Below are 25,112 nucleotides of genomic sequence, written 5' to 3'. Positions count from 1 at the left end.
GATCCATCATTCCCTCTTCCATGGAGCGGGTAAGTCACCGGTGCGGGGAGACCGCCCGGAAGATCCCCGTTGGTCCGAATTGGAATAGACCACTATTGGGGGTCTGACCTGCGAAAACGCCAACTCGCGCACCGGGCGCCGAGTAGCGGCGGGACACGCAGGTACAGTCCCGGCAAACAGGGCAGCGGATCCGCCGCTCGGGGGTTCGCGACGTCGCGTCCACACCGCGGCGGTTCCGGCACTGCCGCTGTGTGGAACCGGAGCGAGAAGGAGCTCCCCGTGCCGAAGTTCGTGTACGACTTCACCGAGGGAAACAAGAACCTCAAGGAACTGCTGGGCGGCAAAGGCGCCAACCTCGCCGAGATGACCAACCTCGGACTGCCCGTGCCACCAGGCTTCACGATCACCACGGAGGCCTGCCGGCACTACCTGGAGCACGGGAACCCGCCCGAGGGCCTCGCGGACGAGGTGGACCGCCACCTCGCCGCGCTGGAGTCCGCGATGGGCAAGAAGCTCGGCCAGAGCGACGATCCGCTCCTGGTCAGCGTGCGTTCCGGCGCCAAGTTCAGCATGCCGGGGATGATGGAGACCGTCCTCAACGTCGGGCTGAACGACGAGTCGGTGCTGGGCCTCGCCGCGCAGGCGGGGGACGAGCGGTTCGCGTGGGACTCCTACCGCCGCCTGATCCAGATGTTCGGCAAGACCGTCCTCGGCATCGACGGCGACCTGTTCGAGGACGCCGTCGAGGACGTCAAGCGCGCCCGCGGCAGCGACCACGACGGCGACCTCGTGGCCGAGGACTTCAAGGCCCTCGTCGACCGGTTCAAGGTGATCGTCCGGGACCGGGCGGGCCGGGACTTCCCGACCGACCCGCGCGAGCAGATGGACCTCGCCGTCAAGGCGGTGTTCGACTCCTGGAACGCCCCCCGCGCCGTCCTGTACCGGCGGCAGGAGCGCATCCCCGTCGACCTCGGCACCGCCGTCAACATCTGCGCGATGGTCTTCGGCAACATGGGCCTGGACTCCGGGACGGGCGTCGCGTTCACCCGCGACCCGGCGTCCGGACAGCAGGGCATCTACGGCGACTACCTGCAGAACGCGCAGGGCGAGGACGTCGTCGCCGGGATCCGCAACACCGTCCCGCTGACCGAGCTCGAACGGATCGACAAGGCGTCCTACGACCGGCTGCTCGACATCATGGAGACGCTGGAGAACCACTACCGCGACATGTGCGACATCGAGTTCACGATCGAGCGCGGGAAGCTGTGGATGCTCCAGACCCGGGTGGGCAAGCGGACCGCCGCCGCGGCGTTCCGCATCGCCTGCCAGCTCCTCGACCAGGGGCTCATCGACGCCGACGAGGCGACCCGCCGCGTCACCGGCGACCAGCTCGCCCAGCTCATGTTCCCCCGCTTCGCCAGCAAGGTGGACGGCGTCAAGAAACTCACCCGGGGAATGAACGCCTCGCCGGGCGCGGCCGTGGGCAAGGTCGTGTTCACCTCCGAGCGGGCCGTGGAGCTCGCCGGGCGCGGCGAGGACGTGATCCTCGTCCGCCGGGAGACCAACCCCGACGACCTCGCCGGGATGGTCGCCGCCAGGGGCGTGCTGACGTCCCGCGGCGGCAAGACCTCGCACGCCGCCGTCGTCGCCCGCGGCATGGGCAAGACATGCGTGTGCGGCGCCGAGGAACTGGACGTCGACGTCAAGAACGGGCGCTTCACCGCGCCCGGCGGCGTGACGGTCGGCGAGGGCGACGTGATCTCGATCGACGGGTCGTCCGGGGACGTCTACCTCGGCGAGGTACCCGTCGAGGACTCGCCCGTCGTCCGGTACTTCGAGGGCGAGCTGTCCGTGGAGGACGGCGACGAACTCGTGAAGGCCGTGCACCGGGTCATGGAGCACGCCGACGCGCGGGCGGCGCTCAAGGTCCGCGCGAACGCCGACACGCCCGAGGACTCGGGACGGGCCCGCCGGTTCGGCGCGACCGGCATCGGGCTGTGCCGCACCGAGCACATGTTCCTCGGCGACCGGCGGCAGCTCGTCGAGCAGCTCATCCTCGCCGACGACGACCGCGGGCGGCAGGCCGCGCTGGACGCCCTGGAGCCCCTCCAGCGGCAGGACTTCGAGGGCATCTTCGAGGCGATGGACGGGTTGCCGGTCACCATCCGGCTCATCGACCCGCCCCTGCACGAATTCCTCCCCGACATCACCGAGCTGTCGGTCAGGATCGCGCTCGCGGGCGACGAGGCCGATGCGGAAGACCGGAGACTGCTCGAAGCAGTCAACCGACTGCACGAGCAGAACCCTATGCTGGGCCTGCGCGGCGTGCGGCTCGGTTTGGTGATTCCGGGTCTTTTCGGAATGCAGGTCCGTGCCATCGCCGAGGCCGCGGCGGCGCGCAAGGCCGCGGGCGGCGACCCGCGTCCCGAGATCATGATCCCGTTGGTCGGGGCGGTGCAGGAGTTGGAGGCCGTCCGCGACGAGGCCCGCGCCATCCTGGCCGAGGTCGGGTCCGCCACCGGGGTCGACGTACCGGCCCTGATCGGCACCATGATCGAGCTGCCGAGGGCCGCGCTGACCGCGGGCCAGATCGCCGAGGCGGCCGAGTTCTTCTCCTTCGGCACCAACGACCTCACGCAGACGACCTGGGGCTTCTCCCGCGACGACGTCGAGGCGGCGTTCTTCTCCCAGTACCTGGACCTCGGGATCTTCGGGGTGTCGCCGTTCGAGACCCTCGACCGGGACGGCGTCGGGCGGCTCGTCCGCATCGCCGTGGAGGAGGGCCGCAGGGCCCGGCCCGAGCTGCACCTCGGCATCTGCGGCGAGCACGGGGGCGACCCCGACTCGGTGCACTTCTGCCACGAGGTCGGCCTCGACTACGTGTCCTGCTCGCCGTTCCGCGTCCCGGTGGCGCGGCTGGAGGCGGGACGGGCCGCGATCGGCTGAAAAAGGATCGGGCCGGCACGGCTTACCCGCGAACCCGGCGCACGTCGCGGACCATCTCACTAGTGTGTCCGAAGCGATGACGTTGGAACTTGAAGTACCGGGGCGCGGGCCCGAGGACGACGACGAGACGCCCGAGAACAACGAGCAGGAGAGGCGGCGCAGGTCGCCCTGGTTCACGATCTCGGTGGGCGTCGTCCTCGGGCTGCTGGCCATCGTCGTCCTGACGCCCCTGACCGTGGGAACGCGGGTCTGGTACCAGGCCCGCCAGGACGAGCGGCCGCGCTCCGACGCGATCATCGTCCTCGGCGCGGCGCAGTACAACGGCGTGCCGTCCCCGACGCTCAGGTGGCGGCTCCAGCACGCCCTCGACCTCTACCGGGCCGGGGTCGCGCCCGCCATCGTCACCGTCGGCGGCAAGGCGCCCGGCGACAACTACACCGAGGCGGGCTCGGGCCGCGCCTGGCTGATCAAGAAGGGCGGGGTGCCCGCGTCGAAGGTCTTCGCGGTGCCCGTCGGACGGGACACCCTGGAGAGCATGGCGGCCGTGGGCAAGGAGTTCGAACGGCACCACTGGAAGTCCGGGGTGATCGTCACCGATCCCTGGCACGGGCTGCGCTCCAAGAAGATGGGCGAGGACCACGGCATCACGTCCGCCGCGTCCCCGACCCGCAGCGGGCCCAGCGTCCAGACCCGCAAGACGCAGTTCCGCTACATCGTCCGCGAGACCGGCGGTTACCTGTCGTACGTCCTGCGGGGCGAACGGTGAGCGGTGCCCAGCGCGCCCGCTTACTCTGGATAGGGCCATGACGACCCACCTCGACCACGGGAGTTCCGGCGGCTACACGGCCCGGGACCTGCACCGCTGGGCACCCGAACCCGCCAAACGGCGCGACCGGACGGCGTTCGAACGCGACCGCGCCCGCGTCCTGCACAGCGCGGCCCTGCGCCGGCTCGCCGCGAAGACGCAGGTCGCCTCGCCCGGCGCGGACGCCGCCGGCGGCACCGTGCAGAGCCTGCGCACCCGGCTGACCCACTCGCTCGAATGCGCCCAGGTCGGCCGTGAGCTGGGCAAGTCCCTCGGCTGCGACCCCGACCTGGTGGAGGCGGCGTGCCTGGCCCACGACATCGGGCACCCGCCGTTCGGTCACAACGGCGAGGCCGCCCTCGACGTGTTCGCCCAGGACTGCGGCGGCTTCGAGGGCAACGCGCAGAGCCTGCGCGTGCTGACCCGGCTGGAACCCAAGTCGTTCGCGGCGGACGGCCCGCCGCTGCACGGCCGCAGCGTCGGCCTCAACCTGACCCGCGCCGCGCTGGACGCCGCGATGAAGTACCCCTGGTCCCAGGCCGAGGCGGTCAACGGGAAATTCGGCATCTACCCCGACGACCTCGACGTCGCCGACTGGGTGCGCGAGGGCGTCGAACCGGGCCGGACGTGCTTCGAGGCCCAGGTCATGGACTGGAGCGACGACGTCGCCTACTCCGTCCACGACCTGGAGGACGCGCTGGTCGCCGGGCACATCGACTTCGCGCGGCTCGCCGACCCGACCGAACGCCGCCTCGTCGCCGCCACCGCGACCAAGCTGTACTGCCCGGACGCCGACCTGGCCGAGCTGGAGGAGCGGTTCGCCGAGCTGCTCGCCGAGCCGTACTGGCCCGACCGCTACGACGGCACCCCGCGCAGCCTCGCCGCGCTGAAGAACCTCACCAGCACCCTGATCGGACGGTTCTGCCTGGCGGCCGAGACCGCGACCCGCGACGCCTACGGCGACCGTCCGCTGACCCGCTACGCCGCGGAGCTGATCGTCCCGCGCGCCCAACGGCTGGAGAACGCGCTGCTCAAGGGCATCACGGCGCACTATGTGTGGATCAGTCACGAGGAGGTCAGGGCCCGGCAGCGGACGCTGATCATCGAACTGGCCGAGATGACGCTGGCCGGCGCCCCGGACACGCTCGAACCCGGTTTCCGCGCCGCCTTCGAGGACGCCGCCGACGACACGGCCCGGCTCCGCGCCGTCGTCGACCAGATCGCGTCGCTGACCGACCTGTCCGCCATGGCCCGCCACCGCGCTCTGGAGGGGGCCGCCTGAGGCCCGTGATCTGAAACGCGCGATGATGACTCGTGTGTCTCGTTACAGAGGCCGCAGTACGGATAACTACCGGTTGAGCACAGGAGGTCGTCATGCCCCAGGAGACGTTCGTCATCGCCGGTGCCAGCCTGGCGGGCGCCAAGGCGGCGGAGACGCTCCGCGCGGAGGGCTTCACCGGCCGACTGCTGCTGATCGGTGACGAGATCGAACGACCGTACGAGCGGCCCCCGCTGTCCAAGGGGTTCCTGCTGGACAAGGAGCCGCGCGAGAAGGCCCACGTCCACGAGGCCGACTGGTACGACGAGCACGATGTTGAGCTGCGGCTCGGCGTCTCGGTCACGTCCATCGACCGGACCGCGCGCGAGGTGCGGCTGTCCACGGGCGAGCCGATCGGCTACGACAAGCTGCTGCTGGCGACCGGCGCGTCCCCGAGGCGGCTGGACGTGCCCGGCGCCAAGCTGGAGGGCATCCACTACCTGCGGACCATGGCCGACTCGGCGGCCCTGAAACAGGCCCTCGCGCACGGCGGTCGCCGGGTCGTCGTCGCCGGCGCCGGCTGGATCGGCCTGGAGACGGCCGCCGCCGCCCGCGCCCACGGCAACGAGGTGACGATCATCGATCCGGGGACGACGCCGCTGCACGCCGCCCTCGGCCCCGAACTCGGTGGGCTCTTCGCCGACCTGCACCGCGAGCACGGCGTCGACCTGCGGCTCGGCCAGGGCGTCGCCGGGTTCTGGGGCGCCGGTCAGGTGTCGGCGGTGGTGACCTCCGGTGGCGCCGAGGTGCCCGCGGACGTCGTGATCGTCGGGATCGGGGTGCGGCCCAACGTGCGGCTCGCCGAGGAGGCCGGGCTCGAGGTGTCCGACGGGATCCTCGTGGACGCCTCGCTGCGCACGTCCGACCCCGACATCTACGCGGCCGGGGACGTCGCCAACGCCCACAACCCGCTGCTCGGACGGCGTGTCCGCGTGGAGCACTGGGCGAACGCGCTGAACGGCGGACCGGCCGCCGCCCGCGCCATGCTCGGGCAGGACGTCGTCTACGACCGCGTCCCGTACTTCTTCAGCGACCAGTACGACCTCGGCATGGAGTTCTCCGGTGTCGCGACGCCGGGGGAGTACGACGAGGTCGTGTACCGGGGTGACGTCGCCGGCCGCGAGTTCGTCGCGTTCTGGCTGTCGGACGGCCGGGTCGTCGCGGGGATGAACGTCAACGTGTGGGACGTCACCGGCGACGTGCAGGCGCTGATCCGCTCCGGACGGCCCGTGGACACCGCCCGGCTCACCGACCCGGAGGTTCCGCTCGCCGAACTCGTCTGAGCCCGTCGTTGATCTTTGGGTGGGTTGTGACTCTGGTATATGGCCTCCTCAGGTAAGGTCTGGGCGAGTGAACACCATCCAGCGGTCAAGACCGATGAGAACGGTCGCGTCCGCCCCGGTTTACGGCCCCTTCCATCGCGGCGGCTTCCTGGGCGAACTGCTCAGCTTCGGCTTCGTCGGCGTCGTGGGCACGCTGATCATGATCTTCGGCGCCAACCTGATGCGGGCCCTGCTCGGCGGCAGTCCCGTCACGAGCGTCGTCGTTCCGACCGTGGTGTCCACGCTGGCGTCGTACCTGCTCAACCGGTTCTGGGTGTTCCGTCACCGCGACAGCGACGGATCGAGCCGCGAGGTCGCGATCTTCTTCGCGTTGAACGGTGTCGGGCTGCTCATCACGGTGGTGTGCACCGGATTCACCTACTACACCCTCGGTCTGCACGGCGGTGTCGCCTACAACGTCGGGCTGCTTGCCGGGGTCGCGTTCGGCGCCGCGTTCCGCTACTGGTCGTACAAGAAGTGGGTGTTCACCCCGGCGACGGCCTGACGAACCGCGGGTTCGCGGCGGGTCAGCGCCGGCCGGGGCCGTCGTGGGCGTGCGGAGCCTCCTGGCCCGCGTGCTCGGGCCGGTGAACCCGGGGCGGTGCCGTCTGGTGCCGGTGGACGGGGGTGACGCGGCGTCCGTCGGCGCCGAAGAACAGGATCCGGTCGAGGTCGACGGCCAGCGCGACGCGGTCACCGCGGTTCGGGCGGTCGCCGGGCGCGATGCGGAACATCAGGTCGGGCCGCCGGTGATGGCCGCCGACGTGCTCCTCGACCGCCTGCTCCTGCTCCTGCCGCTGGGGCGGGCCGAGCAGCGTCCGGAGCCTCTCGCGCAGCGTGGGCCGTTCGGGCTGCGGCGGTGTGGCCGGGGCGGGCCGTCCCACCGTGTTCGGGTCGACCGTGGTGATCCCGGCCTCGGCGTAGGCGAGCCACTCGTGCCCGTGGAACTCCAGCGCCCTGACCTGGCCGGACAGGACGGTGCCTGGCTTCGCGGGGGAGCCGGGGGCGACGGGAATGAGGTTGTCCGGGCGGATCGCGACCGTGACGGGACGGCCCTGGTGACTGATCAGCGAGGACGTCCGCGGGTCGTCCCAGGGGATCATCAGCCGCTGCGCGCCGAAGTCGATCAGCAGTCCCTCGTCCTCCACGGTCCACAGCGTGCCCTGGAGCAGGTTGATCGGCGGTGAGCTGAGGAACGCGGCCACGAACACGGTCGCCGGGTCCTGGTAGATCTGCTCGGGGGTGCCGACGTCCTCCAGGACGCCGTCGCGCAGCACCGCCATCCGGTCGGCCATCGTCATGGCCTCCACCTGGTCGTGGGTCACGTAGACGGTGGTGGTGCCGGTCGAGCGCACCAGCGCGGAGATCTCCACGCGCAGTTCGGTGCGCAGGCCGGCGTCGAGGCTGGACAGCGGCTCGTCCAGCAGGAACAGCGACGGCTCGCGGACCAGCGCCCGGCCGATCGCGGCCCGCTGCCGCTGACCGCCCGACAGCGTGCGCGGCAGCCGGTCGATCATCGAGTTGATCCCGAGGGCGCGCGCGAGTTCCTGGACCTTCGCGTTCGCCTCGACGCGGTCGTCCCCGGAGACCTGCAGGGGGAACAGCATGTTGCCCTTGACCGTGCGGTGCGGGTAGAGGGCACCCTCCTGGAACACCATGGCGACGTTCCGTTCCCGGGGAGGCAGGTCGTTGGCGATCGCGCCGTTCAGCCAGATGTCGCCGTTCGTGATCTCCTCCAACCCCGCGATCATGCGCAGGATCGTGGACTTGCCGCAGCCGGACGGGCCGAGCAGCACGAACAGCTCACCGTCGTTGATCTTCAAACGGATATTTCGGACGGCGGCCACCCCGCCCGGATACACCTTGTCGACACCGTCGAGTACAACATCCGTCATTTCGGGTCCGCCTGGAGTGGAGCAATTGGGGTGTCCGCCATCACATCGCGCGACGGTCCATGTTGTAAAGAGTAGTTTTCCGGATGTCGGTGCCGAGTCGGCCGAGACCGGTCAAAATCTCTGGATTTTTGGACATCGACGAACGGGCGCCGGCCCGGTCGTCCGGGCTGGCGCCGGGTTCGGGCTCCCGGTCCCGGATGTCAGGGCACCGCCGTAGACTCCTCGTCGTGGCAGGCCGGATTCGCAATGAGGACATCGCGCTCGTGCGGGAGCGGTCGTCGGTCGACGCCGTGATCGGCGAGTACCTGCAGCTGCGCAACGCGGGCGGTGGGAATCTCAAGGGCCTCTGCCCGTTCCACGACGAGAAGTCGCCCTCGTTCAACGTGACGCCGTCGCGCGGGCTGTACCACTGCTTCGGCTGCGGGGCGGGCGGCGATGTCATCAAGTTCGTCCAGGAGATCGAGCACCTGTCCTTCACCGAGGCGGTGGAGCGGCTCGCCGCGCAGGCGGGCGTCCAGCTGCGCTACGAGGACGGCGGCGGGCGCGGCCCCCGCCAGGACGGCGGGCAGCGCGCCCGGCTACTCGAGGCGCACCGGGCCGCCGCCGAGTACTACGCCGAGCGGTTGAACTCACCGGACGGCGCGATCGGCCGCACGTTCCTGTCCGAGCGCGGCTTCGAGCCCGCCGACGCCGAGCGGTTCGGTGTCGGGTTCGCGCCACGCGAGTGGGAGGGCCTGGTCGGGCACCTGCGCCGACGCGGCTTCGCCGACCGCGACATCATCGCGGGCGGGCTCGCCAAGGAGGGGCGGCGCGGCCCGATGGACCGGTTCCGCGGACGGCTGATGTGGCCGATCCGCGACCTGTCCGGCGACGTCATCGGGTTCGGCGCGCGGCGGCTCTACGAGGACGACGACGGCCCCAAGTACCTGAACACCCCCGAGTCGCCGCTCTTCCACAAGGGCTCGGTCCTGTACGGGGCCGACCTGGCGAAAAGGGAGATCGCCAAACGCCGCCAGGCCGTGGTGGTGGAGGGCTACACCGACGTGATGGCCTGCCATCTGGCGGGCGTCCCGACCGCGATCGCGACATGCGGCACCTCCTTCGGCGACGACCACATCAAGGTGCTGCGCCGGCTGCTGATGGACCAGGACGAGTTCCGCGGCGAGGTGATCTTCACCTTCGACGGCGACGCGGCCGGGCGGAAGGCGGCGCTGCGCGCGTTCGACGACGAGCAGAAGTTCGTCTCGCAGACCTTCGTCGCCGTCCAGCCCGACGGTCTGGACCCGTGCGACCTGCGCATCCGGCACGGCGACGCGGCGGTACGCGACCTGATCGCCTCCCGGCTGCCGCTGTTCGAGTTCGCGGTCCGCAGCGCGATCGAGCAGCACGACCTCGACACCGTGGAGGGACGGCTCAGCGCCCTGGACGCCGCGGCCCCCGTCGTCGCCGCCATCAAGGACCGGTCGCGCCGCCATCTGTACGCGGTCAACCTCGACCGCTGGCTCGGGTTCATGAACGAGCAGTTCGTGCTGCGCCGCGTCCGCGAGCTGGCCAACCGGCGGCACGGCCGCGCCCAGAACGGGAACCAGCGGGCCGGAAACGGACGGGCCGAAAACGGCGGGGCACGTAACGGCGCCGGCGGCGACGGCCGGCCCGGGGCCGGGGATCAGGCGGCGGCGCGGCCGGCGTTCGATCCGAGCGACCCGGAGGTCCAGCGCGAGCGTGAGCTGCTGAAACTCGCCGTCCAGCGGCCGGCGATGCTCGGGCCCGCCTTCGACGAGGTCCCGGCGGAGGCGTTCATCGCCCCGCCGCACGCGGCGGTGCGCGCGGTCATCGCGGACGCGGGCGGCGTGGCGACGGCGGAGAATGTCGCCGAGTGGGTCGCGCGCCTGCTGGAACTGGCCCCCGACGACCAGGTCAGAGACCTGATCACCAGGCTCGGCGTGGAACCCGCACGGGCGGCCGATGATTCGGGCGACCGATACGCGGTGGAATTGCTTTCCCGAATTCAGGAACGCCAGCTCACCCGGATGATCGCCGACGCGAAGTCTAAACTCGAGCGGCTGAATCCGGTCGAGGCCCCCGAGGAGTACCCCCGCCTCTTCGGCGATCTTGTCGCGCTTGAGCAGCAGAGACGGGTGTTGCGGGAGCGAGGTCTCGGAGCACAGTGAGTCAAGGGACCGCAAAATAGGTCCTGTGATCTTGGCCCCACTTGACGCAAACTGTCTTCGTGGGCCCTTCGGTGCTGCCAAGCGAGGCGCCATCGGTTGATCAGGTGGCGGACCTCGTCGCACGTGGTAGAGAACGCGGCGGCGTGACCGTCGAGGACGTCGCTGCCGCGCTCGATCGCTCGGACTTGCCGGACGACTCCCTCGAACGGGTCGTCCGGATGCTCGCGGAGCAGGGGGTGGAGGTCCTCGAGTCTCAGCAGGAGACCGAGGACGTCGCGCGAGCGGACGAGGGAGACCTCGGCAAGCGGGCGCCGACGAGCGACCTGGTTCGGATCTACCTGAGAGAGATCGGTCGCGTACCGCTGCTCACGGCAGAAGATGAAGTAGAACTCGCGAAATCGATCGAGGCGGGCCTGTTCGCCGAGGAGAAGATGGCGCGTACCGCCGTCCTCAGTCGCGGCGAACTCCTGGACCTCGAACTGCTCTCCCGCGAGGGGACGCGGGCGAAGCAACGCCTGATCGAGGCCAACCTCCGGTTGGTGGTCTCGATCGCGAAACGCTACGTCGGGCGGGGAATGCTGTTCCTCGACCTGATCCAGGAGGGAAATCTCGGACTGATCCGTGCGGTCGAGAAATTCGACTACACCAAGGGTTTCAAGTTCTCCACGTACGCCACCTGGTGGATCCGGCAGGCCATCACCAGGGCGATCGCCGACCAGGCCAGGACCATCCGGATCCCGGTGCACATGGTCGAGACGATCAACAAGCTGGTCCGGGTGCAGCGCCAACTCCACCAGGACCTCGGCCGTGAACCGACCCCCGAGGAGATCGGCCTGGAGATGGGCCTTTCCCCGATCCGGGTCGTGGAGATCCAGCGGATAGCGCAGGAACCGGTCTCGCTCCAGTCGCCGATCGGGGAGGAAGACTCCGACCTCGGCGACTTCATCGAGGACGCGGACGCCGTCGTGCCGATCGAGGCCGCGGCGTTCATCCTTCTGCAGGACCAACTGGAGGACATCCTGGGCACGCTGTCGGAACGGGAACAGCGCATCATCCAGCTGCGCTTCGGCCTGACCGACGGTCATCCGCGCACCCTGGAGGAGGTCGGCAGGGAGTTCGGCGTGACGCGGGAACGGATCCGCCAGATCGAGTCGAAGACCCTGGCGAAACTGCGTCACCCGTCCCGCGCGCAGATGCTCCGCGAATATCTCGACTGACGGCGGACGTCACCGCGCGGGCACGGCGGGTCGCCCGGCCTGATCGCGCGCCTCCCGGCCGGGTCGCCGGGAGGCCGGCCGGTGTGCTCCGAAACCGCGGTCAAGGACGGCCGTCGAAGGATTGCGTCCCATTCCGTCCGGGCGGTGAATTACCGTGGTGTCATGCTGATCGTGACGACTGACGGCGTGGCGGGGTACGAGATCAGGAGTGTGCTCGGCGAGGTCCACGGATCCGCCGCGCAGACCGACCAGATCGTCGCGCCGCAGCCCGGACACGGCGGAAGCAGCGCCACGTTCCGGGTGACGGGGGAGCAGCCGGCGTCCGGTCTGGCGGGCGCGCGGCGCGAGGCGGTGGACCGGCTCGGCGAAGAGGCGCGCCGCAAGGGCGCCAACGCCGTGGTCGGGATGCGGTTCGACACGGTCGCGGCCGGCGGCGGCCTGGAGATCTGCGCGTACGGGACGGCCGTGTGGGTGGAGCCCGCGCAGGCGCAGCAGCGCGAGCAGACGCCGCACCAACAGCCCTACCCCCAGCAACAGACGCCGCCCCCGCCGTACGGGGAGCCGCAGCCCGGCGGCCCACCGATGGTCGCCCGCAACCTCACAATGGGCCTGCACGACCGCCCACGCTGATCTGTGTTGATGGCAGGCGTGTTTATTGCAGGACCGGCCCACTGCGCTCGCCTTGCGGCTCGCTACGTGACCGTTCCTGGTGCGAACGCGCATCGCTTCGCGATCCGCCCGGCTCCGCTCGCCTCCGGCTTCGCTGCGCCGGGCGGGTAACGCGTTCGCGCGCGGGCTGAGGTCGCTGTGTTGATTTCAGGCTCGGCGCACTTTGCTCGTCTGGCGGTTTGCTGCGTGACCGGGCCTGGGCGAAGGCGCATTGCTTCGCGATGCGCCCGGTTCCGCTCGTCTTTGGGCGCTGCTGCGCCGGGTGGGTCGCGTGTTCGCGTGCGGGGCTGTGTTTATTGCAGGCTCGGCCCACTTCGCTCGCCTGGCGGCTCGCTGCGTGACCGTTCCTGGGGCGAACGCGCATCGCTTCGCGATCCGCCCGGCTTCGCTTGCCTTCGGCTTCGCTTCGCCGGGCGGGTAACGCGTTCGCGCGCGGGCTGAGGTCGCTGTACTTGTTGCAGGCTCGGCGCACTTTGCTCGTCTGGCGGTTTGCTGCGTGACCGGGCCTGGGGCGAGCGTGGCATCGCTTTGCGATGCGTGCGGGTTTGCTCGTCTTCGGCGTTGCTGCGCCGGGTGGGTGCGTGTTCGCGTGCGGGCAGGGTGAAACGGGCCTGGGTGCTTGGGCTTGGTTAGCCTTGGGCGGCGCGTTCTGCGCGGATTCGTGTGACGACGTCGCCGGCGGCGGTCTTGATGGACTCCAGTTCCCGCAGGTAGGCCCAGTAGTCCGGGTGGGCGCCGGTGAGGCGCTTGGGTGCCTCCTCCAGGCGTGCCACGAGCGCGTCGAGCGCCCGGGCGTGCTGTGGTGCCGCTCCGCCCGGCTGGGCCATGGCGAGTCGCTGCGCGTCCCGCACGGCGAACCGGACGCGCTCCGCCGGCCCCTCCGGGTCGGCGGCGACGGCCCGCAGCTCCTCGACCCGGCCGGTGACCTGGCCGGCGCGGCGGTCGGCGGCGTTCAGCTCGGTGCGGGCGGCGGTGAGCGCCCGCTGCGCTTCCTTCCATTCGGCGCGGGACGTGTGGGCGGACGCCTCGTTCAGCCGTTCCCGCGCCCGCGTCACGGCCGCCTCGATCGACTCCGGCGCGCCCTTCAGGTCCTGCCAGCACGCCTGCGAGTAGCCGCGCAGCAGGACCTTCATCGCCTCCTTGACCGGGCCGACACGGTTCGCGACGACGTCCACGCGGGTCCGGACGGACGCGAGCGAGTTGCGGACCTTCTGCGCCATCTGCGGCAGCTCCGCGGCGGCCTCGCGCGCCCGCTCGGCGATCTCGTGGACCTCCTCGGCCTTGCGCAGGGCCCCGTCCAGCCCGAGCCCGCCCAGGCCCTGCGAGCCGAGCTGTGCGAGGATCTGCCTGGCCTGGGCCAGCTCCGCCTCCGGGTCGGAGGCGTCCATTCCGGCGTCCGCGGCGGCCCGGACGGCGGCGTCGGCGGCTGCCACGGCGTCGCGGGCGGCGGTCAGCCGCGGCGGGAGCTGATCGAGGGCGCTCTCCAGCCGGGCCATCTTCGGGGCGAGCCGCTCGGCGAACCCGTTCAGGTTCCGGGTGACCTGCTGAAGCCGTTCGGTGGACGCGACGAACGCGCGCCGCGCGGCGTCGTACTCGGCCGGTGTCCGGTCCTGGTCACCGAGGTCATGCGCGTCGAGAACGGAGATGTAGGCGACCGCGGCGGCGTCGGCGGACTCGGCCAGCCCCGTGAACTCACGCCGCACGGGCTCGGCCGCCCTGGCGTCCAGGTCCTCGAACACGGTGACGCGGCCGTCGATGTACTTCTGCGCCTGGTCCATGTCGTAGAAGGCGGTCGCCGCCGCCTCCCTGGCCTCGGTGGCCGCGGCGGCCCCCTGTGCCCCCCGGCCCCGGCGGCGCTGGTCACCCGCTCCCCGCAACGCTGCCTCCCTTCGTCCCTGACCAGTCTGGCGCAGACGGACCCGTTTTGCCCGTCCGGCCGTCCCGCGTGTACGCCCGGTGGCGCACAGGTTCCACGTCAGGTGGCGTTCATGCCTCCGTTCGGAATGGAACGGATAGCATCGCTGCTACGTCGATATGGCTGGGCGCCGGGGCGGCGTCCGAACACCGGCATGCGATCTTGGAGGCCCATCGTGGGTGTCAGTCTCAGCAAGGGCGGCAACGTCTCGCTCACCAAGCAGGCCCCCGGCCTGTCGGCGGTGACCGTCGGTCTGGGCTGGGACCTGCGCACCACCACCGGCACCGACTTCGACCTGGACGCCTCCGCCCTGGTCCTGGACGCCTCCGGAAAGATCATCACCGACCAGCACTTCGTCTTCTTCAACAACCTGCGTACCCCGGACGGCGCCGTCGAGCACAGCGGCGACAACAAGACCGGCGCGGGCGAGGGCGACGACGAGCAGCTCAAGGTGAACTTCGGCGCGATGCCCGCCACGGCGGAGCGGGTCGCCTTCGCCGTGTCGATCTACGAGGCCGACGGCCGGGGCCAGAACTTCGGACAGGTTCGTAACGCGTACATCCGCGTCCTGAACCAGGGCGACGGATCGGAGATGGCGCGCTACGACCTGAGCGAGGACGCCTCGATGGAGACGGCGATGGTCTTCGGCGAGCTCTACCGCTCCGGAGCGGAATGGAAGTTCCGCGCCGTCGGGCAGGGCTACGCCTCGGGCCTCGCCGGCATCGCGACGGACTTCGGCGTCAACCTCTGAGATTCACCCCCCAGAACGCAGACCCACAGGAAGGGAGTGGCCCATGGGAGTTTCACTCGCCAAGGGCGGCAATGTCTCACTGACGAAGGCCGCCCCCAACCTCACGGCGGTCACCGTCGGCCTCGGCTGGGACGTCCGCGCCACCACCGGCGCCGACTTCGACCTCGACGCCTCCGCGTTGATGCTCGCGTCCACCGGCAAGGTCATGTCCGACCAGCACTTCGTGTTCTTCAACAACCTGAAGAGCCCGGACGGCTCGGTCGAGCACACGGGGGACAACCTGACCGGTGAGGGTGAGGGCGACGACGAGTCCATCAACGTCGACCTTGGTGCGGTGCCCGCCGAATGCGAACGCATCGTCTTCCCCGTGTCGATCTACGACGCCGACAACCGGCAGCAGAGCTTCGGGCAGGTTCGCAACGCCTTCATCCGTATCGTCAACCGGACCGACGGCAACGAACTCGCCCGCTTCGACCTGACCGAGGACGCCTCCACGGAGACGGCGATGGTCTTCGGGGAGCTGTACCGGCACGGCGGCGAATGGAAGTTCAGAGCGGTGGGTCAGGGGTACGCCTCGGGTCTGGCCGGTATCGCGATGGACTTCGGCGTGAACGTCGGCTAGCAGCCGGCGGCCTCCGCATCTCGGCCGCACGCACGCCCGGCCGTCCTTCCTAGCAGAAATACGCGCATGATTCTTCGCACCTTCGGGTGGTCCTTCGGCGTCACGGCCGCTGGCCTGCTCCTCGCCCTGTTGTACGGCGGGCCGACCGGGTTCGCGCTGGTCGCCGTGCTGGCCGTTCTCGAGATCTCGCTGTCGTTCGACAACGCCGTGGTCAACGCCAAGGTGCTCGACCGCATGAGCCCCTTCTGGCAGAAGATCTTCCTGACGGTCGGCATCGCGATCGCGGTGTTCGGCATGCGGTTGATCTTCCCGCTGTTGATCGTGGGACTGACGGCGAAGCTGAACCCGTACGAGGCGTTCGACCTGGCATTGAACGACTCCGACCGCTACCACGACCTGATGAACGACGCCTATCCGATGATCGCGGCGTTCGGCGGGATGTTCCTGTTGATGCTGTTCCTCGACTTCGTGTTCGAGGAGCGCGCCGACAAGTGGCTGCCGTGGTTGGAGCGGCCGCTCGCCCGCATCGGCAAGCTCGACCAGCTCGCCGTGGTCGTCGCGGGTGGCGCGCTGGCGTTCGTGTCGTGGCTGTCGGCCGACGACCCGGGTCAGGTCATGATCGCCGGCGTGCTCGGCATGGTGACCTACATCCTGGTCAACGGGCTCGGTGAGCTGTTCTCGGAGGCGGGCGAGGACGACGACGAGGACGACGGGGGCGCGGAGGACGAGGACGGGACGGCCGGGGAGAAGGCCGCCGGTCGGTCGGGTCCGAGTTCGCTCGCACTGGCCACCGGCAAGGCCGGGTTCTTCCTGTTCCTGTACCTGGAGGTGCTGGACGCCTCGTTCAGCTTCGACGGCGTCATCGGCGCGTTCGCGATCAGCACCGACCCGATCGTCATCGCCCTGGGCCTCGGCATCGGCGCCATGTACATCCGGTCGCTGACCGTCTTCCTGGTCCGCAAGGGCACCCTGCACGAGTACGTCTACCTGGAGCACGGCGCGCACTGGGCGATCGGCGCGCTCGCCGTGTGCATGCTGGTCAGCATCGGGCACCATGTCCCCGAGTGGATCACGGGTGGGCTCGGCGCCGGGCTGATCATCGCCGCGTTCGTCAGTTCGGTCGTCCGCAACCGGGGCGGGGACGGGGAATCCCCCGCGGCCGGTTCGGGCGAGGACGGCACGCCACTCCATTCGACAAGCTCGACGAGCAAGGTCTGACCCGCGGCAGATCCGGCGTTGTCCGAGTCCCCTGAAGTCCGACCCCACCGCATCGACCATCGAAGGAGCCGACGATGTCCATCTCGCTGCAGAAGGGACAGAAGGTCTCGCTGACCAAGCCGGGTGGCGGGACGCTCACCCGGGTCAAGATGGGCCTCGGCTGGGACGCCGTCGCCAAGAGGGGCCTGTTCGGGAAGGGCAAGACCCAGTCCATCGACCTGGACGCCTCGTGCCTGCTGTTCGACGCCGCCGGCAACCTCGCCGACCAGGTGTGGTTCCGGCAGCTGCGCAGCAAGGACGGGTCCGTCCTGCACACCGGCGACAACCTGACCGGGGAGGGCGAGGGCGACGACGAGGTCATCAACGTCGACCTGCAGAACGTCCCGGCGAACGTCACCCAGCTGGTGTTCACGGTGAACTCCTTCACCGGCCAGGACTTCTCCCAGATCGCGAACGCGTTCTGCCGGCTGGTGGACGAGACCACCGGTCAGGAGATCGCCCGCTACGACCTGAGCGGCGCGGGGCAGCACAACGCGCAGATCATGGCGAAGGTGTCGCGGGACGGTGACGGCTGGTCGATGACGGCGATCGGCGCGACGGCGACGGGCCGGACGTTCCAGCATCTGTTGCCCGCCGTGGCGACGCACCTGTGACCAGCGTCTGACGGGGCGTCCATGCGGCATTTCGACCACGTTGACGCCGCGCGTCGCAAGCACCTGTTCTACCGGCATCCGCGGCCCTTCGACCGGCACGACGACCCGGCGGTGCTGGGCGTGGCGCTGGGCGCGACGCTGTACAGCCCCGCGACGCGGCCCGCCCTCGCGGGCGACATCGTGCGCGCGGCGCGGGGCGGCGTGATGAGCATGGTGGTGTGCCTGGAGGACGCGATCGCCGACGACGAGGTCGAGGCGGGCGAGGCGAACCTGGTGGCGCAGCTGCGCGAGCTGCACGCCGGCGGCCGGGCCGCCGGTGTGGCCGTCCCCGCGGACACCGACTCCGAGAGCCTCGAAGTGGAGGACGCCGCGCGGCGGGACGTCCCGCTGCTGTTCATCCGCGTCCGCGACCCCCGCCAGATCGGCGACCTGATCGGGCGGCTGGGTGACGCGGCGGCGTTGGTCAGCGGGTTCGTGCTGCCGAAGTTCACGGCGACCTCGGGTGGACCGTTCCTGGACGCGGTGGAGGACGCCGCGGCCCGGTCGGGACGGCGCCTGCTGGCGATGCCGGTGATCGAGAGCCCGGAGGCGGTGTACGCCGAGACCCGCACGGAGATGCTGAACGACGTCGCGCGGCTGCTCGCCAAGCACCGGCCGCGGATCCTCGCCGTCCGGATCGGGGCGACGGACATGTCCGCGGCGTACGGGCTGCGCCGTCCGCCCGACCTCACGATCTACGACATCCGGCCGGTCGCGGGCGTGATCTGCGACGTGGTGAACATCCTGGGCCGCGCGGACGGCACCGGATACGTGGTCACCGGCCCGGTCTGGGAGTACTTCTCGGCGGGCGAGCGGATGTTCAAGCCGCAGCTGCGGCAGTCGCCGTTCGAGGCGCAGCGGGCGGCTCCGCTGCGGCAGCGGCTGATCACGTCCGACCTGGACGGGCTGATCCGCGAGGTGCATCTGGACAAGGCGAACGGCCTCACCGGCAAGACCGTGATCCATCCGAGTCATGTCGCGGCCGTGCACGCGCTCTCGGTGGTGACGCACGAGGAGTACTGCGACGCCGCCGATATCCTGGATGTCTCCGGGGGAGGCGCGATGGCCAGCTCCTACGCCAACAAGATGAACGAGGCCAAGCCGCATCGGGCGTGGGCGCGGCGGCTGATGCTGCGCGCGCGGGTGTTCGGCGTGGCGGCGGAGGGCGTCACGTTCGTCGAACTGCTGGAAGCGGCGGGCAGCCGGTGACGGCGTCCGAGTCCGCCTGGGCCGGTTCGTGGGTGGCGTCACGGCTCGGTGTGCGCCTGTCGGACGCGGCCCGTCCGGTCGGGGTGGGCCTGAGGGATCTTGTCGGGCTGGCGGTACGGCGCAATCCCCGGCGCGCCCACCTGCTGGTCTCCACGGTGCTGGGCAAGCACGTCCCGACCGACCCCTGGCTGGTGTACGGGTCGGGGCTGCTGCTCGGTCAGCTCGTCCGTGCGCGCCTGCGCGACGAGAAGCCGTTCGAGCCGGGTGGTCTGTTCTCGGACGCGCTGCGGGACGTGCCGGGCGCTTCGACCGGAATGCGTGACCTTCTTCGCGCGCCGCGGGTCCCGGTGGACGCGGTCGTGCTCGGCTACGCGGAGACGGCCACGGCCCTGGGCCACTCGGTGGCGGACGCGCTCGGCGGCGCCTACTACCTGCACTCCACGCGCCGCCCGGTCAGGGGGTTCGCCACGTACGGGGGGTTCGAGGAGGAGCACAGCCACGCCACGAGCCATCTGCTGCTCCCGTCCGACTTCGCGGCGCTCGACCGTGATGTACCGGTCGTGCTCGTGGATGACGAACTGTCCACCGGTCGCACCGTCCTGAACACCGTCCAGGCGTTGCACGCCGTCCGGCCCAGGGGTCACTACGTCATCGCGGCCCTGGTGGACCTGCGCGGGCCCGCCGAGTCGGCCCGCATGTCCGAGCTGGCCGATCGCCTGGGCACCCGCATCGACACGGTGGCGCTGGCGGGTGGGAGCGTCGAACTCCCGGACGACATTCTGGACGCCGGGCAGGCGCTCGTCGCCCGGCTACCGGCGCCCGCCGCCGCTCCGGACTCGGCCGTCGGCTCGTTCCCGGTGTCGAGGGCCGCGTTGGAGTGGCCCGCCGGGTTGCCGGACGGCGGCCGCCACGGCTTCCTCCCCGAACACCGCGAACGCCTGGAGGAAGAGCTGCCGGACATGGCGGAGACCGTCGCCGCGGGCCTCGGAGGCGGCTTCTCCCGCGTCCTCGTGCTGGGGTTCGAGGAACTCATGTACACGCCGTTGCGGCTGGCCGAGACGCTCGGATACACGCTGCCGGACGTCGATGTCCGGTACTCGACGACGACGCGGTCACCGGTGCTCGCCGTCGACGACCCGGGCTACGCGATCAGGACGCGCCTGGTCTTCCCGTCCCACGACGAGCCCGCCGACGGGCCGGGGGAGCGGTACGCCTACAACGTCCTCCCCCCGACCGGACAGCCCGGTTTCGACCGGATCGTTCTTGTCGTCGACGACATCGGAGACACTCCCGCGCTCGCCGACGGGCTGCTGCGTCGGTTGCGCGCGGTCGCGCCCGTGCTGGTCGCGACCGTCCCGGCGAGGAGGAGCGCGTGAAACCGCTGTACGGGCCGTCCTTCGGCAGCTACCCGGCGGAAGACGTCACGTGGCTGCTCAAGGACCTCTCGCATGTGCGGCTCGAAGCGCCCACGGAGGAACGCGAGGCGGCGATCCAGGCGGGCCGCGCCCACTACGCGGAGTCGCTGCCGGTGGAGTACCAGCCGGGTCCCGAGTACCGGCGGCTGTTCCACCGGGCCCTCGACGCGTCGGCGGAACGGCTCGCCCACGCGACCGGCCTGGTCACCGAGATGATCCTCGCCGAGCGCGGCCCGGACACGGTCCTGGTGTCCCTGGCCCGCGCCGGAACCCCGGTCGGGATCCTGATGCGCCGCTGGGCGCGATTCGCGCACGGCCTGGACGTCCCGCACTACACGCTCAGCATCGTCCGGGGCCGGGGCATCGACACGGTGGCGTTGCGGTATCTCGCCGAGCACCACGACCCGTCCTCCGTCATGTTCGTGGACGGCTGGACGGGCAAAGGCGCGATCACCCGCGAACTGACCGCCGCGCTCGCCCCCCATCCGTTCCCCGCCGACCTCGCGGTCCTGGCCGACCCGGGGCGGTGCACGTCCCTCTTCGGGACCCGGGACGACTACCTGATCCCGTCGGCGTGCCTCAACTCGACGGTCTCCGGACTGGTCAGCCGCACCGTCCTGAACGACGACCTGATCGGGCCCGGTGACTTCCACGGCGCCAAGTTCTACGCCGACCTCGCCGCCGACGACGTGTCCGGGCTGTTCCTCGACACCGTCTGCGCGCGTTTCGGGGACGTCGCGGAACGCGTCGCGAAGGACCTGCCGGATCTGCGGGCCGCCGACCGCACTCCCGACTGGTCGGGGTGGGAGGCCGTCCGCCGCTGCGCCCATGCCGAGGGGATCGATGACCTGAATCTCGTCAAACCCGGCATCGGTGAGACGACCCGGGTGCTGCTGCGCCGCGTTCCGTGGAAGGTCCTCGTCCGGGACGACGCGGGCGCCGAGACGGCTCACATCAGATTGCTCGCCGAGGAACGCGGCGTCCCCGTCATCGACGTGGAACCCGACCGGTTCCCCTACGCCTGCATGGGGTTCATCCACCCGCGATACGGCAAGGGGGCCGTCCAGTGACCGTGCTTGTGTGTTCCGACCTCGATCGGACGCTCATCTACTCCACCGCCGCGTTCGCCTTGGACGGCCCAGACGAAACGATGCCGCGTCTGTTGTGCGTGGAGTTCTACCAGGGCGCACCGCTCTCCTACATGACGGAGGCGTCCGCGCGCACACTGGAGGCCCTTGCGGAGACGGCGACGTTCGTCCCGACGACGACACGCACCCCGCAGCAGTACAACCGTGTGAACCTCCTGGAGAAACCCGCCCCCTACGCCATCTGCTCCAACGGCGGTCACATACTCGTCGACGGCGTGGACGACGCGGAGTGGGCGGCGGCCGTCCGGGCGCGCGTCACCGAGAACTGCGCGGCGCTCGCGGACGTCCAGGAGCATCTCGTCCAGACCAGTGGCGACTTCGTGTTCAAGCGGCGCGCCGCGTCCGACCTGTTCGCCTACCTGGTCGTCGACCGCGCCGCCCTCCCGCCCGCCTGGGTGGAGGACCTCACCGGCTGGTGCGCCGAACGCGGCTGGCGGACGTCCCTCCAGGGCCGCAAGGTGTACTGCCTGCCCGCGGGTCTGACGAAGGCCGCAGCCGCGACCGAGATCACCCACCGGACGGGCGCGTCCACGACCCTCGCCGCAGGTGACTCGCTCCTCGACATCGAACTCCTCGAAACCGCCGACCTGTCCATCCGCCCGGCGCACGGTGAGCTGCACGACACCGGCTGGACGTCGCCCACCACGGCCGTCACCACCGCCCGCGGCGTCCGCGCCGGCGAAGAGATCGCCGACTGGCTTCTGGAACGCGCAACAGCCTTGTAAAGGCGAAGAGTAAATATTTACTGCCGTGTGCCCTCGCCCGTTGGGAAACGACCTGCCCCAAGGGGTCGCAGCGACCGCGTTCTGAGGCCACAATTCACGGTGAGCCCCTCTCCAGCTCAGGAGGAGGTCACCCTGACCACATGAGCGTCCGTCTGACCGGCGACGAGACCGCGCTGTGGAAGGCCGCGGCCAGGGTCCTCGACGCGAACTGGACCGGGACGTCCACCGCGGCGTCCCCCGGCCTGTACCCGCACCAGTGGAGCTGGGACTCGGCGTTCATCAGCCTCGGCCTCGCCCGCCACCGCCGCGACCGCGCCGAGGCCGAACTGCTCTCCCTGTTCCGCGGCCAATGGGCCGACGGGATGCTGCCCCACATCGTGTTCAACACCAGCCTCGCCCGCCACGCGTTCTTCCCCGGCCCCGAACTGTGGCGCAGCGAACGGCACCCCGCCGCGCCCCGCGGCGTCCACACCTCCGGCCTCACCCAGCCGCCCCTGCACGCCCTCGCCGCGCTGCGCCTGCACGAGTGCGCCACCGACGGGGAGAGCAGCCGGGCGTTCCTCGCCCGCCTCTACCCGATGCTGACCGCCCAGCACCGCTACTTCGCCCAGGCCCGCGACCTGGCCTCCAGCGGCCTCATCGCGATCTGCCACCCGTGGGAGTCGGGCCTGGACAACAGCCCCGCCTGGGACAGGCCCCTCGGCGCCCTCCAACTGCCGCCCACCGCGTACGCGCCCGCGCAACGCGCCCACACCCTCCCCACCGGCGAGGACTACGACCGCTACGTCCGGCTCGTCGCCCTCATGCGCGACGCCGGACACCGCCCCGGCTACCTGCGCGACGAACACCCGTTCGCCGTCGAAGACCCGCTGGTCAACGCCATCTACCTGGCCTCGACCCACGCCCTCGCCGAGATCGCCGTCCTCGTCGGCGCCGACCCCGCCCCACACCGCGACCTCGCGCGACGCGTCCACGAAGCCCTCCTCGACCGGCTGTGGGACCCCGAAACCGGCTGCTTCCGCGCCCGCGACCTCCGCGCCGACCGGCTCCTGCCCATCATCACCGTCGGCGCGTTCGGGCCGCTCCTCGACCCCGAACTGCCGTCCCCGAAGGTCCGCGGCCTCGTCGACCTCCTCCTGTCGGCCCGCTTCGCCGGCGCCGCCGGATACCCCGTCCCCACCTGCGACATCCAGGCCCCCGCCTTCGACCGCGGCGGCTACTGGCGCGGCCCCACCTGGATCAGCACCAACTGGCTCGTCTGGTACGGCGCCGTCGGCCACGACCTGCCCGTCGTCGCGGACCTCGTCTACGGCTCCACGATGCGGCTCGTCCGCCAGTCCGGATTCCGCGAATTCTTCGACCCCTTCGACGGCACCGGCCGCGGCAGCCACGACTACGCCTGGTCCGCCGCGCTCGTCCTCGACCTCCTCGGGGCCCGCCGCGCCCCCCAGGCAGCCTGATCGCCTACCGTTGGGGCATGCGCCGACTCCGGGGACGACCCTCACTCCGCGCCGCGCTCACCCTCGAACGGGGCGAACGCGTCCTCGCCACCGCCCCCACCCGCGGCGGCTCCCACGTGGCCACCACCACCACGGCCCTGCACATCCCGACCCCCGAAGGCGGGTTCACCCGCATCCCCTGGGAACGCGTCGAGCACGCCACCTGGAAGGACGGGTGGCTCCACGTCACCGAGACCTCCCGCGCCGAACACCACGTCCGCCTCACCGACCCGGGCTCGGTCCCGGAAACCGTCCGGGAACGCGTCACCGCCACCATCGCCGTCACCCACCAGGCCGCCCTCCCCGGCGGCGGCAAGGTCCGCATCGCCGGCCGCCGCCCCGCCACCGGCGGCGACGTCCGCTGGACCTTCGTCTTCGAGGCGGGCCTGGACCCGTCCGACCCGGGCCTACGCGCCCAGGCCGAACAGGTCCTCGAAGACCTACGCCGCCAGACCGGCCTCTAACCCGGAAACACCGGCGGCTGCTCCTCGGCCGTACGATGCCCCTGCTCCGGCACCCGCTCCTTCCGATGCACCGCCTTCTCCCGCGCCGCACCGGCGAACTCCTCGCCCTTCGCCCGCAGCTTCCCAGCCGCATCCTGGACGTTCGGGTTCTCCGACACCTGCTGCGACAGCCGCTTGATCTGCTCGAACCGCTCCCGGCCCGCCTTCGTCCCGAAGACGTACCCGATCGCGGCGCCTGCCATGAACATCATGCGAGCTTTCATGTCCAACTCCCACTGACGGCGGATTCGTCCCACCCCCATACCCGCCAACACGCCCCCCATCCGTGCCGGCACGGGAATAAGACGTGCGCGAACAGCTCCGCACATGCGCTAACCTAGACCCGCCGCAGTGCCCCACACCCAGGGCACCAAGCACGATCCCGCGTAGCTCAATCGGCAGAGCAGCCGGCTGTTAACCGGCAGGTTATTGGTTCGAGTCCAATCGCGGGAGCCGAGGCGGGGGTGGTGTGCTCGTTGAGCCTTGGCTCAACTTCGCCGGGGCCCGCAATGTCTTTCCGGGGGGCGACCCCCGGACCCCCGATGTGGGGGCTCCGCCCCCAACGCCCCCTGCCGGTTGCGCCTTGTGGTTCTGTGCGGGGTGTGCTCGGTGAGCTTGTGCTCACCTTTCTGGGTCTGCTGTGTGTTCGCCCGGGTTCCGGACTGTCGATGTGGGGCTTCGCCCCTATGCCCCTTGCCGGTTGTGTTTTGTGGTTGTGTGCGGGTGCTCGGTGAGCTTGGGCTCACCTTTGTTGGGGTCCGCCGTTTCTCCGGGTCCCCGATGTGGGGGCTCCGCCTCGAGGCTCCTGGTGGTCGTGGTTTCGGTCGTGTGTTTGCTCGGGTTGCTGAGGGGCTGGATCGTTGGGTGCGCCTTGCGTTTTCTTTCTGGTTGCTTCGGGGCGGCGAACTGTCGGTGGGCCGTCAACCTCGGCTTTTGCGTGTGGAGCGATTTCACGGGTGCGCTCAGCCCTTCTCTCCGGAGACCGTGCGGGTGGCGTCCGGTATGAGGTGCTCGGGCGTGCCATCGAGTGTCGACGTGGTGTGACCCGGTTCCTGGCCTCGGCTCTCGTCGG

At 70.6% G+C, this 25,112-nt stretch carries 21 protein-coding genes and 1 tRNA gene; 19 read left to right on the top strand and 3 right to left on the bottom strand.

Translation table 11 applies throughout. The features are described 5' to 3' along the window. Window positions 1-279 precede the first annotated feature (279 nt). The 5 genes from ppdK (at window position 280) to BZB76_RS16270 (ending at window position 6,896) form a co-directional block, all read left to right on the top strand. Window positions 280-2,946, top strand: a complete 2,667-nt coding sequence (gene ppdK, locus BZB76_RS16290; protein WP_121435196.1) for a pyruvate, phosphate dikinase — start codon at window positions 280-282, stop codon at window positions 2,944-2,946. Between the two features lie 76 nt (window positions 2,947-3,022). After that, window positions 3,023-3,712, top strand: coding sequence for a YdcF family protein (locus BZB76_RS16285; RefSeq protein WP_121435521.1), 690 nt, complete (start codon window positions 3,023-3,025; stop codon window positions 3,710-3,712). A 37-nt stretch (window positions 3,713-3,749) separates the two neighbouring features. After that, the gene (locus tag BZB76_RS16280) at window positions 3,750-5,033 is read left to right on the top strand and encodes a deoxyguanosinetriphosphate triphosphohydrolase (protein ID WP_121435195.1); all 1,284 of its coding nucleotides are present in this window, start codon (window positions 3,750-3,752) and stop codon (window positions 5,031-5,033) included. Window positions 5,034-5,125: 92 nt separating this feature from the next. Then, the gene (locus tag BZB76_RS16275; RefSeq protein ID WP_121435194.1) at window positions 5,126-6,352 is read left to right on the top strand and encodes an NAD(P)/FAD-dependent oxidoreductase; all 1,227 of its coding nucleotides are present in this window, start codon (window positions 5,126-5,128) and stop codon (window positions 6,350-6,352) included. Window positions 6,353-6,446: 94 nt separating this feature from the next. Beyond that, window positions 6,447-6,896, top strand: coding sequence for a GtrA family protein (locus BZB76_RS16270; protein ID WP_121435193.1), 450 nt, complete (start codon window positions 6,447-6,449; stop codon window positions 6,894-6,896). Window positions 6,897-6,918: 22 nt separating this feature from the next. Here the strand turns inward: BZB76_RS16270 and BZB76_RS16265 are convergent, their stop codons facing one another. Next, a complete protein-coding gene (locus BZB76_RS16265) occupies window positions 6,919-8,286 on the bottom strand; it encodes an ABC transporter ATP-binding protein (RefSeq protein WP_121435192.1) in 1,368 nt (455 codons plus the stop codon). Window positions 8,287-8,513: 227 nt separating this feature from the next. On the opposite strand from BZB76_RS16265, the gene dnaG reads away from it, so the two are divergent. The 3 genes from dnaG to BZB76_RS16250 all read left to right on the top strand — a co-directional run bounded on the left by dnaG (window position 8,514) and on the right by BZB76_RS16250 (window position 12,304). Further along, window positions 8,514-10,457 (top strand): DNA primase, encoded by a 1,944-nt coding sequence (dnaG, locus tag BZB76_RS16260; protein WP_121435520.1) that lies wholly within the window; start codon window positions 8,514-8,516, stop codon window positions 10,455-10,457. A gap of 71 nt (window positions 10,458-10,528) precedes the next feature. Continuing rightward, window positions 10,529-11,674 (top strand): RNA polymerase sigma factor RpoD, encoded by a 1,146-nt coding sequence (gene rpoD, locus BZB76_RS16255; protein ID WP_121435191.1) that lies wholly within the window; start codon window positions 10,529-10,531, stop codon window positions 11,672-11,674. Between the two features lie 162 nt (window positions 11,675-11,836). Then, complete coding sequence (locus BZB76_RS16250) at window positions 11,837-12,304, top strand: YbjQ family protein (protein WP_121435190.1); 468 nt, start codon at window positions 11,837-11,839, stop codon at window positions 12,302-12,304. A gap of 668 nt (window positions 12,305-12,972) precedes the next feature. Here the strand turns inward: BZB76_RS16250 and BZB76_RS16245 are convergent. Continuing rightward, the gene (locus tag BZB76_RS16245; protein ID WP_121435189.1) at window positions 12,973-14,220 is read right to left on the bottom strand and encodes a molecular chaperone DnaJ; all 1,248 of its coding nucleotides are present in this window, start codon (window positions 14,218-14,220) and stop codon (window positions 12,973-12,975) included. 213 nt (window positions 14,221-14,433) lie between these two features. Between BZB76_RS16245 and BZB76_RS16240 the strand changes: the two genes are divergently transcribed. The 10 genes from BZB76_RS16240 to BZB76_RS16200 all read left to right on the top strand — a co-directional run bounded on the left by BZB76_RS16240 (window position 14,434) and on the right by BZB76_RS16200 (window position 24,001). Next, on the top strand, window positions 14,434-15,009 hold the full coding sequence (locus BZB76_RS16240; RefSeq protein ID WP_121435188.1) for a TerD family protein: 576 nt from the start codon (window positions 14,434-14,436) through the stop codon (window positions 15,007-15,009). 43 nt (window positions 15,010-15,052) lie between these two features. Next, window positions 15,053-15,631: a TerD family protein gene (locus BZB76_RS16235; protein WP_121435187.1), complete on the top strand. Its 579-nt coding sequence runs from the start codon at window positions 15,053-15,055 to the stop codon at window positions 15,629-15,631. A 66-nt stretch (window positions 15,632-15,697) separates the two neighbouring features. Continuing rightward, window positions 15,698-16,849, top strand: a complete 1,152-nt coding sequence (locus BZB76_RS16230) for a DUF475 domain-containing protein (protein ID WP_121435186.1) — start codon at window positions 15,698-15,700, stop codon at window positions 16,847-16,849. 74 nt (window positions 16,850-16,923) lie between these two features. Next, entirely contained in the window at window positions 16,924-17,502 is a 579-nt protein-coding gene (locus tag BZB76_RS16225; RefSeq protein ID WP_121435185.1) for a TerD family protein, read from the top strand. A gap of 21 nt (window positions 17,503-17,523) precedes the next feature. Further along, window positions 17,524-18,750, top strand: coding sequence for an HpcH/HpaI aldolase/citrate lyase family protein (locus BZB76_RS16220; protein WP_121435184.1), 1,227 nt, complete (start codon window positions 17,524-17,526; stop codon window positions 18,748-18,750). Beyond that, window positions 18,747-20,126, top strand: coding sequence for a phosphoribosyltransferase family protein (locus tag BZB76_RS34805; protein WP_170180646.1), 1,380 nt, complete (start codon window positions 18,747-18,749; stop codon window positions 20,124-20,126). The genes BZB76_RS16220 and BZB76_RS34805 overlap by 4 nt, the downstream gene beginning before the upstream one ends. Then, a complete protein-coding gene (locus BZB76_RS34800; RefSeq protein WP_170180645.1) occupies window positions 20,123-21,235 on the top strand; it encodes a cysteine protease StiP family protein in 1,113 nt (370 codons plus the stop codon). Before BZB76_RS34805 ends, BZB76_RS34800 begins: the two co-directional genes overlap by 4 nt. Next, window positions 21,232-22,038, top strand: coding sequence for an HAD family hydrolase (locus BZB76_RS16210; RefSeq protein WP_121435183.1), 807 nt, complete (start codon window positions 21,232-21,234; stop codon window positions 22,036-22,038). The genes BZB76_RS34800 and BZB76_RS16210 overlap by 4 nt, the downstream gene beginning before the upstream one ends. A 140-nt stretch (window positions 22,039-22,178) precedes the next feature. Continuing rightward, complete coding sequence (locus tag BZB76_RS16205; protein ID WP_121435182.1) at window positions 22,179-23,498, top strand: MGH1-like glycoside hydrolase domain-containing protein; 1,320 nt, start codon at window positions 22,179-22,181, stop codon at window positions 23,496-23,498. A 17-nt stretch (window positions 23,499-23,515) separates the two neighbouring features. Continuing rightward, a complete protein-coding gene (locus BZB76_RS16200; RefSeq protein WP_121435181.1) occupies window positions 23,516-24,001 on the top strand; it encodes a hypothetical protein in 486 nt (161 codons plus the stop codon). Here the strand turns inward: BZB76_RS16200 and BZB76_RS16195 are convergent. Then, complete coding sequence (locus tag BZB76_RS16195) at window positions 23,998-24,264, bottom strand: YtxH domain-containing protein (protein ID WP_147449447.1); 267 nt, start codon at window positions 24,262-24,264, stop codon at window positions 23,998-24,000. The genes BZB76_RS16200 and BZB76_RS16195 overlap by 4 nt on opposite strands. Window positions 24,265-24,420: 156 nt before the next feature. On the opposite strand from BZB76_RS16195, the gene BZB76_RS16190 reads away from it, so the two are divergent. Next, window positions 24,421-24,493: transfer RNA gene (locus BZB76_RS16190), tRNA-Asn, on the top strand. The last annotated feature ends 619 nt before the right edge of the window (window positions 24,494-25,112 follow it).

The organism is Actinomadura pelletieri DSM 43383, assembly GCF_003634705.1.
Classification (GTDB): Bacteria; Actinomycetota; Actinomycetes; order Streptosporangiales; family Streptosporangiaceae; genus Spirillospora; species Spirillospora pelletieri.
The sequence above is the reverse complement of the archived record's forward strand: the minus strand, read 5'-3'. Positions and strand labels throughout refer to the sequence as shown.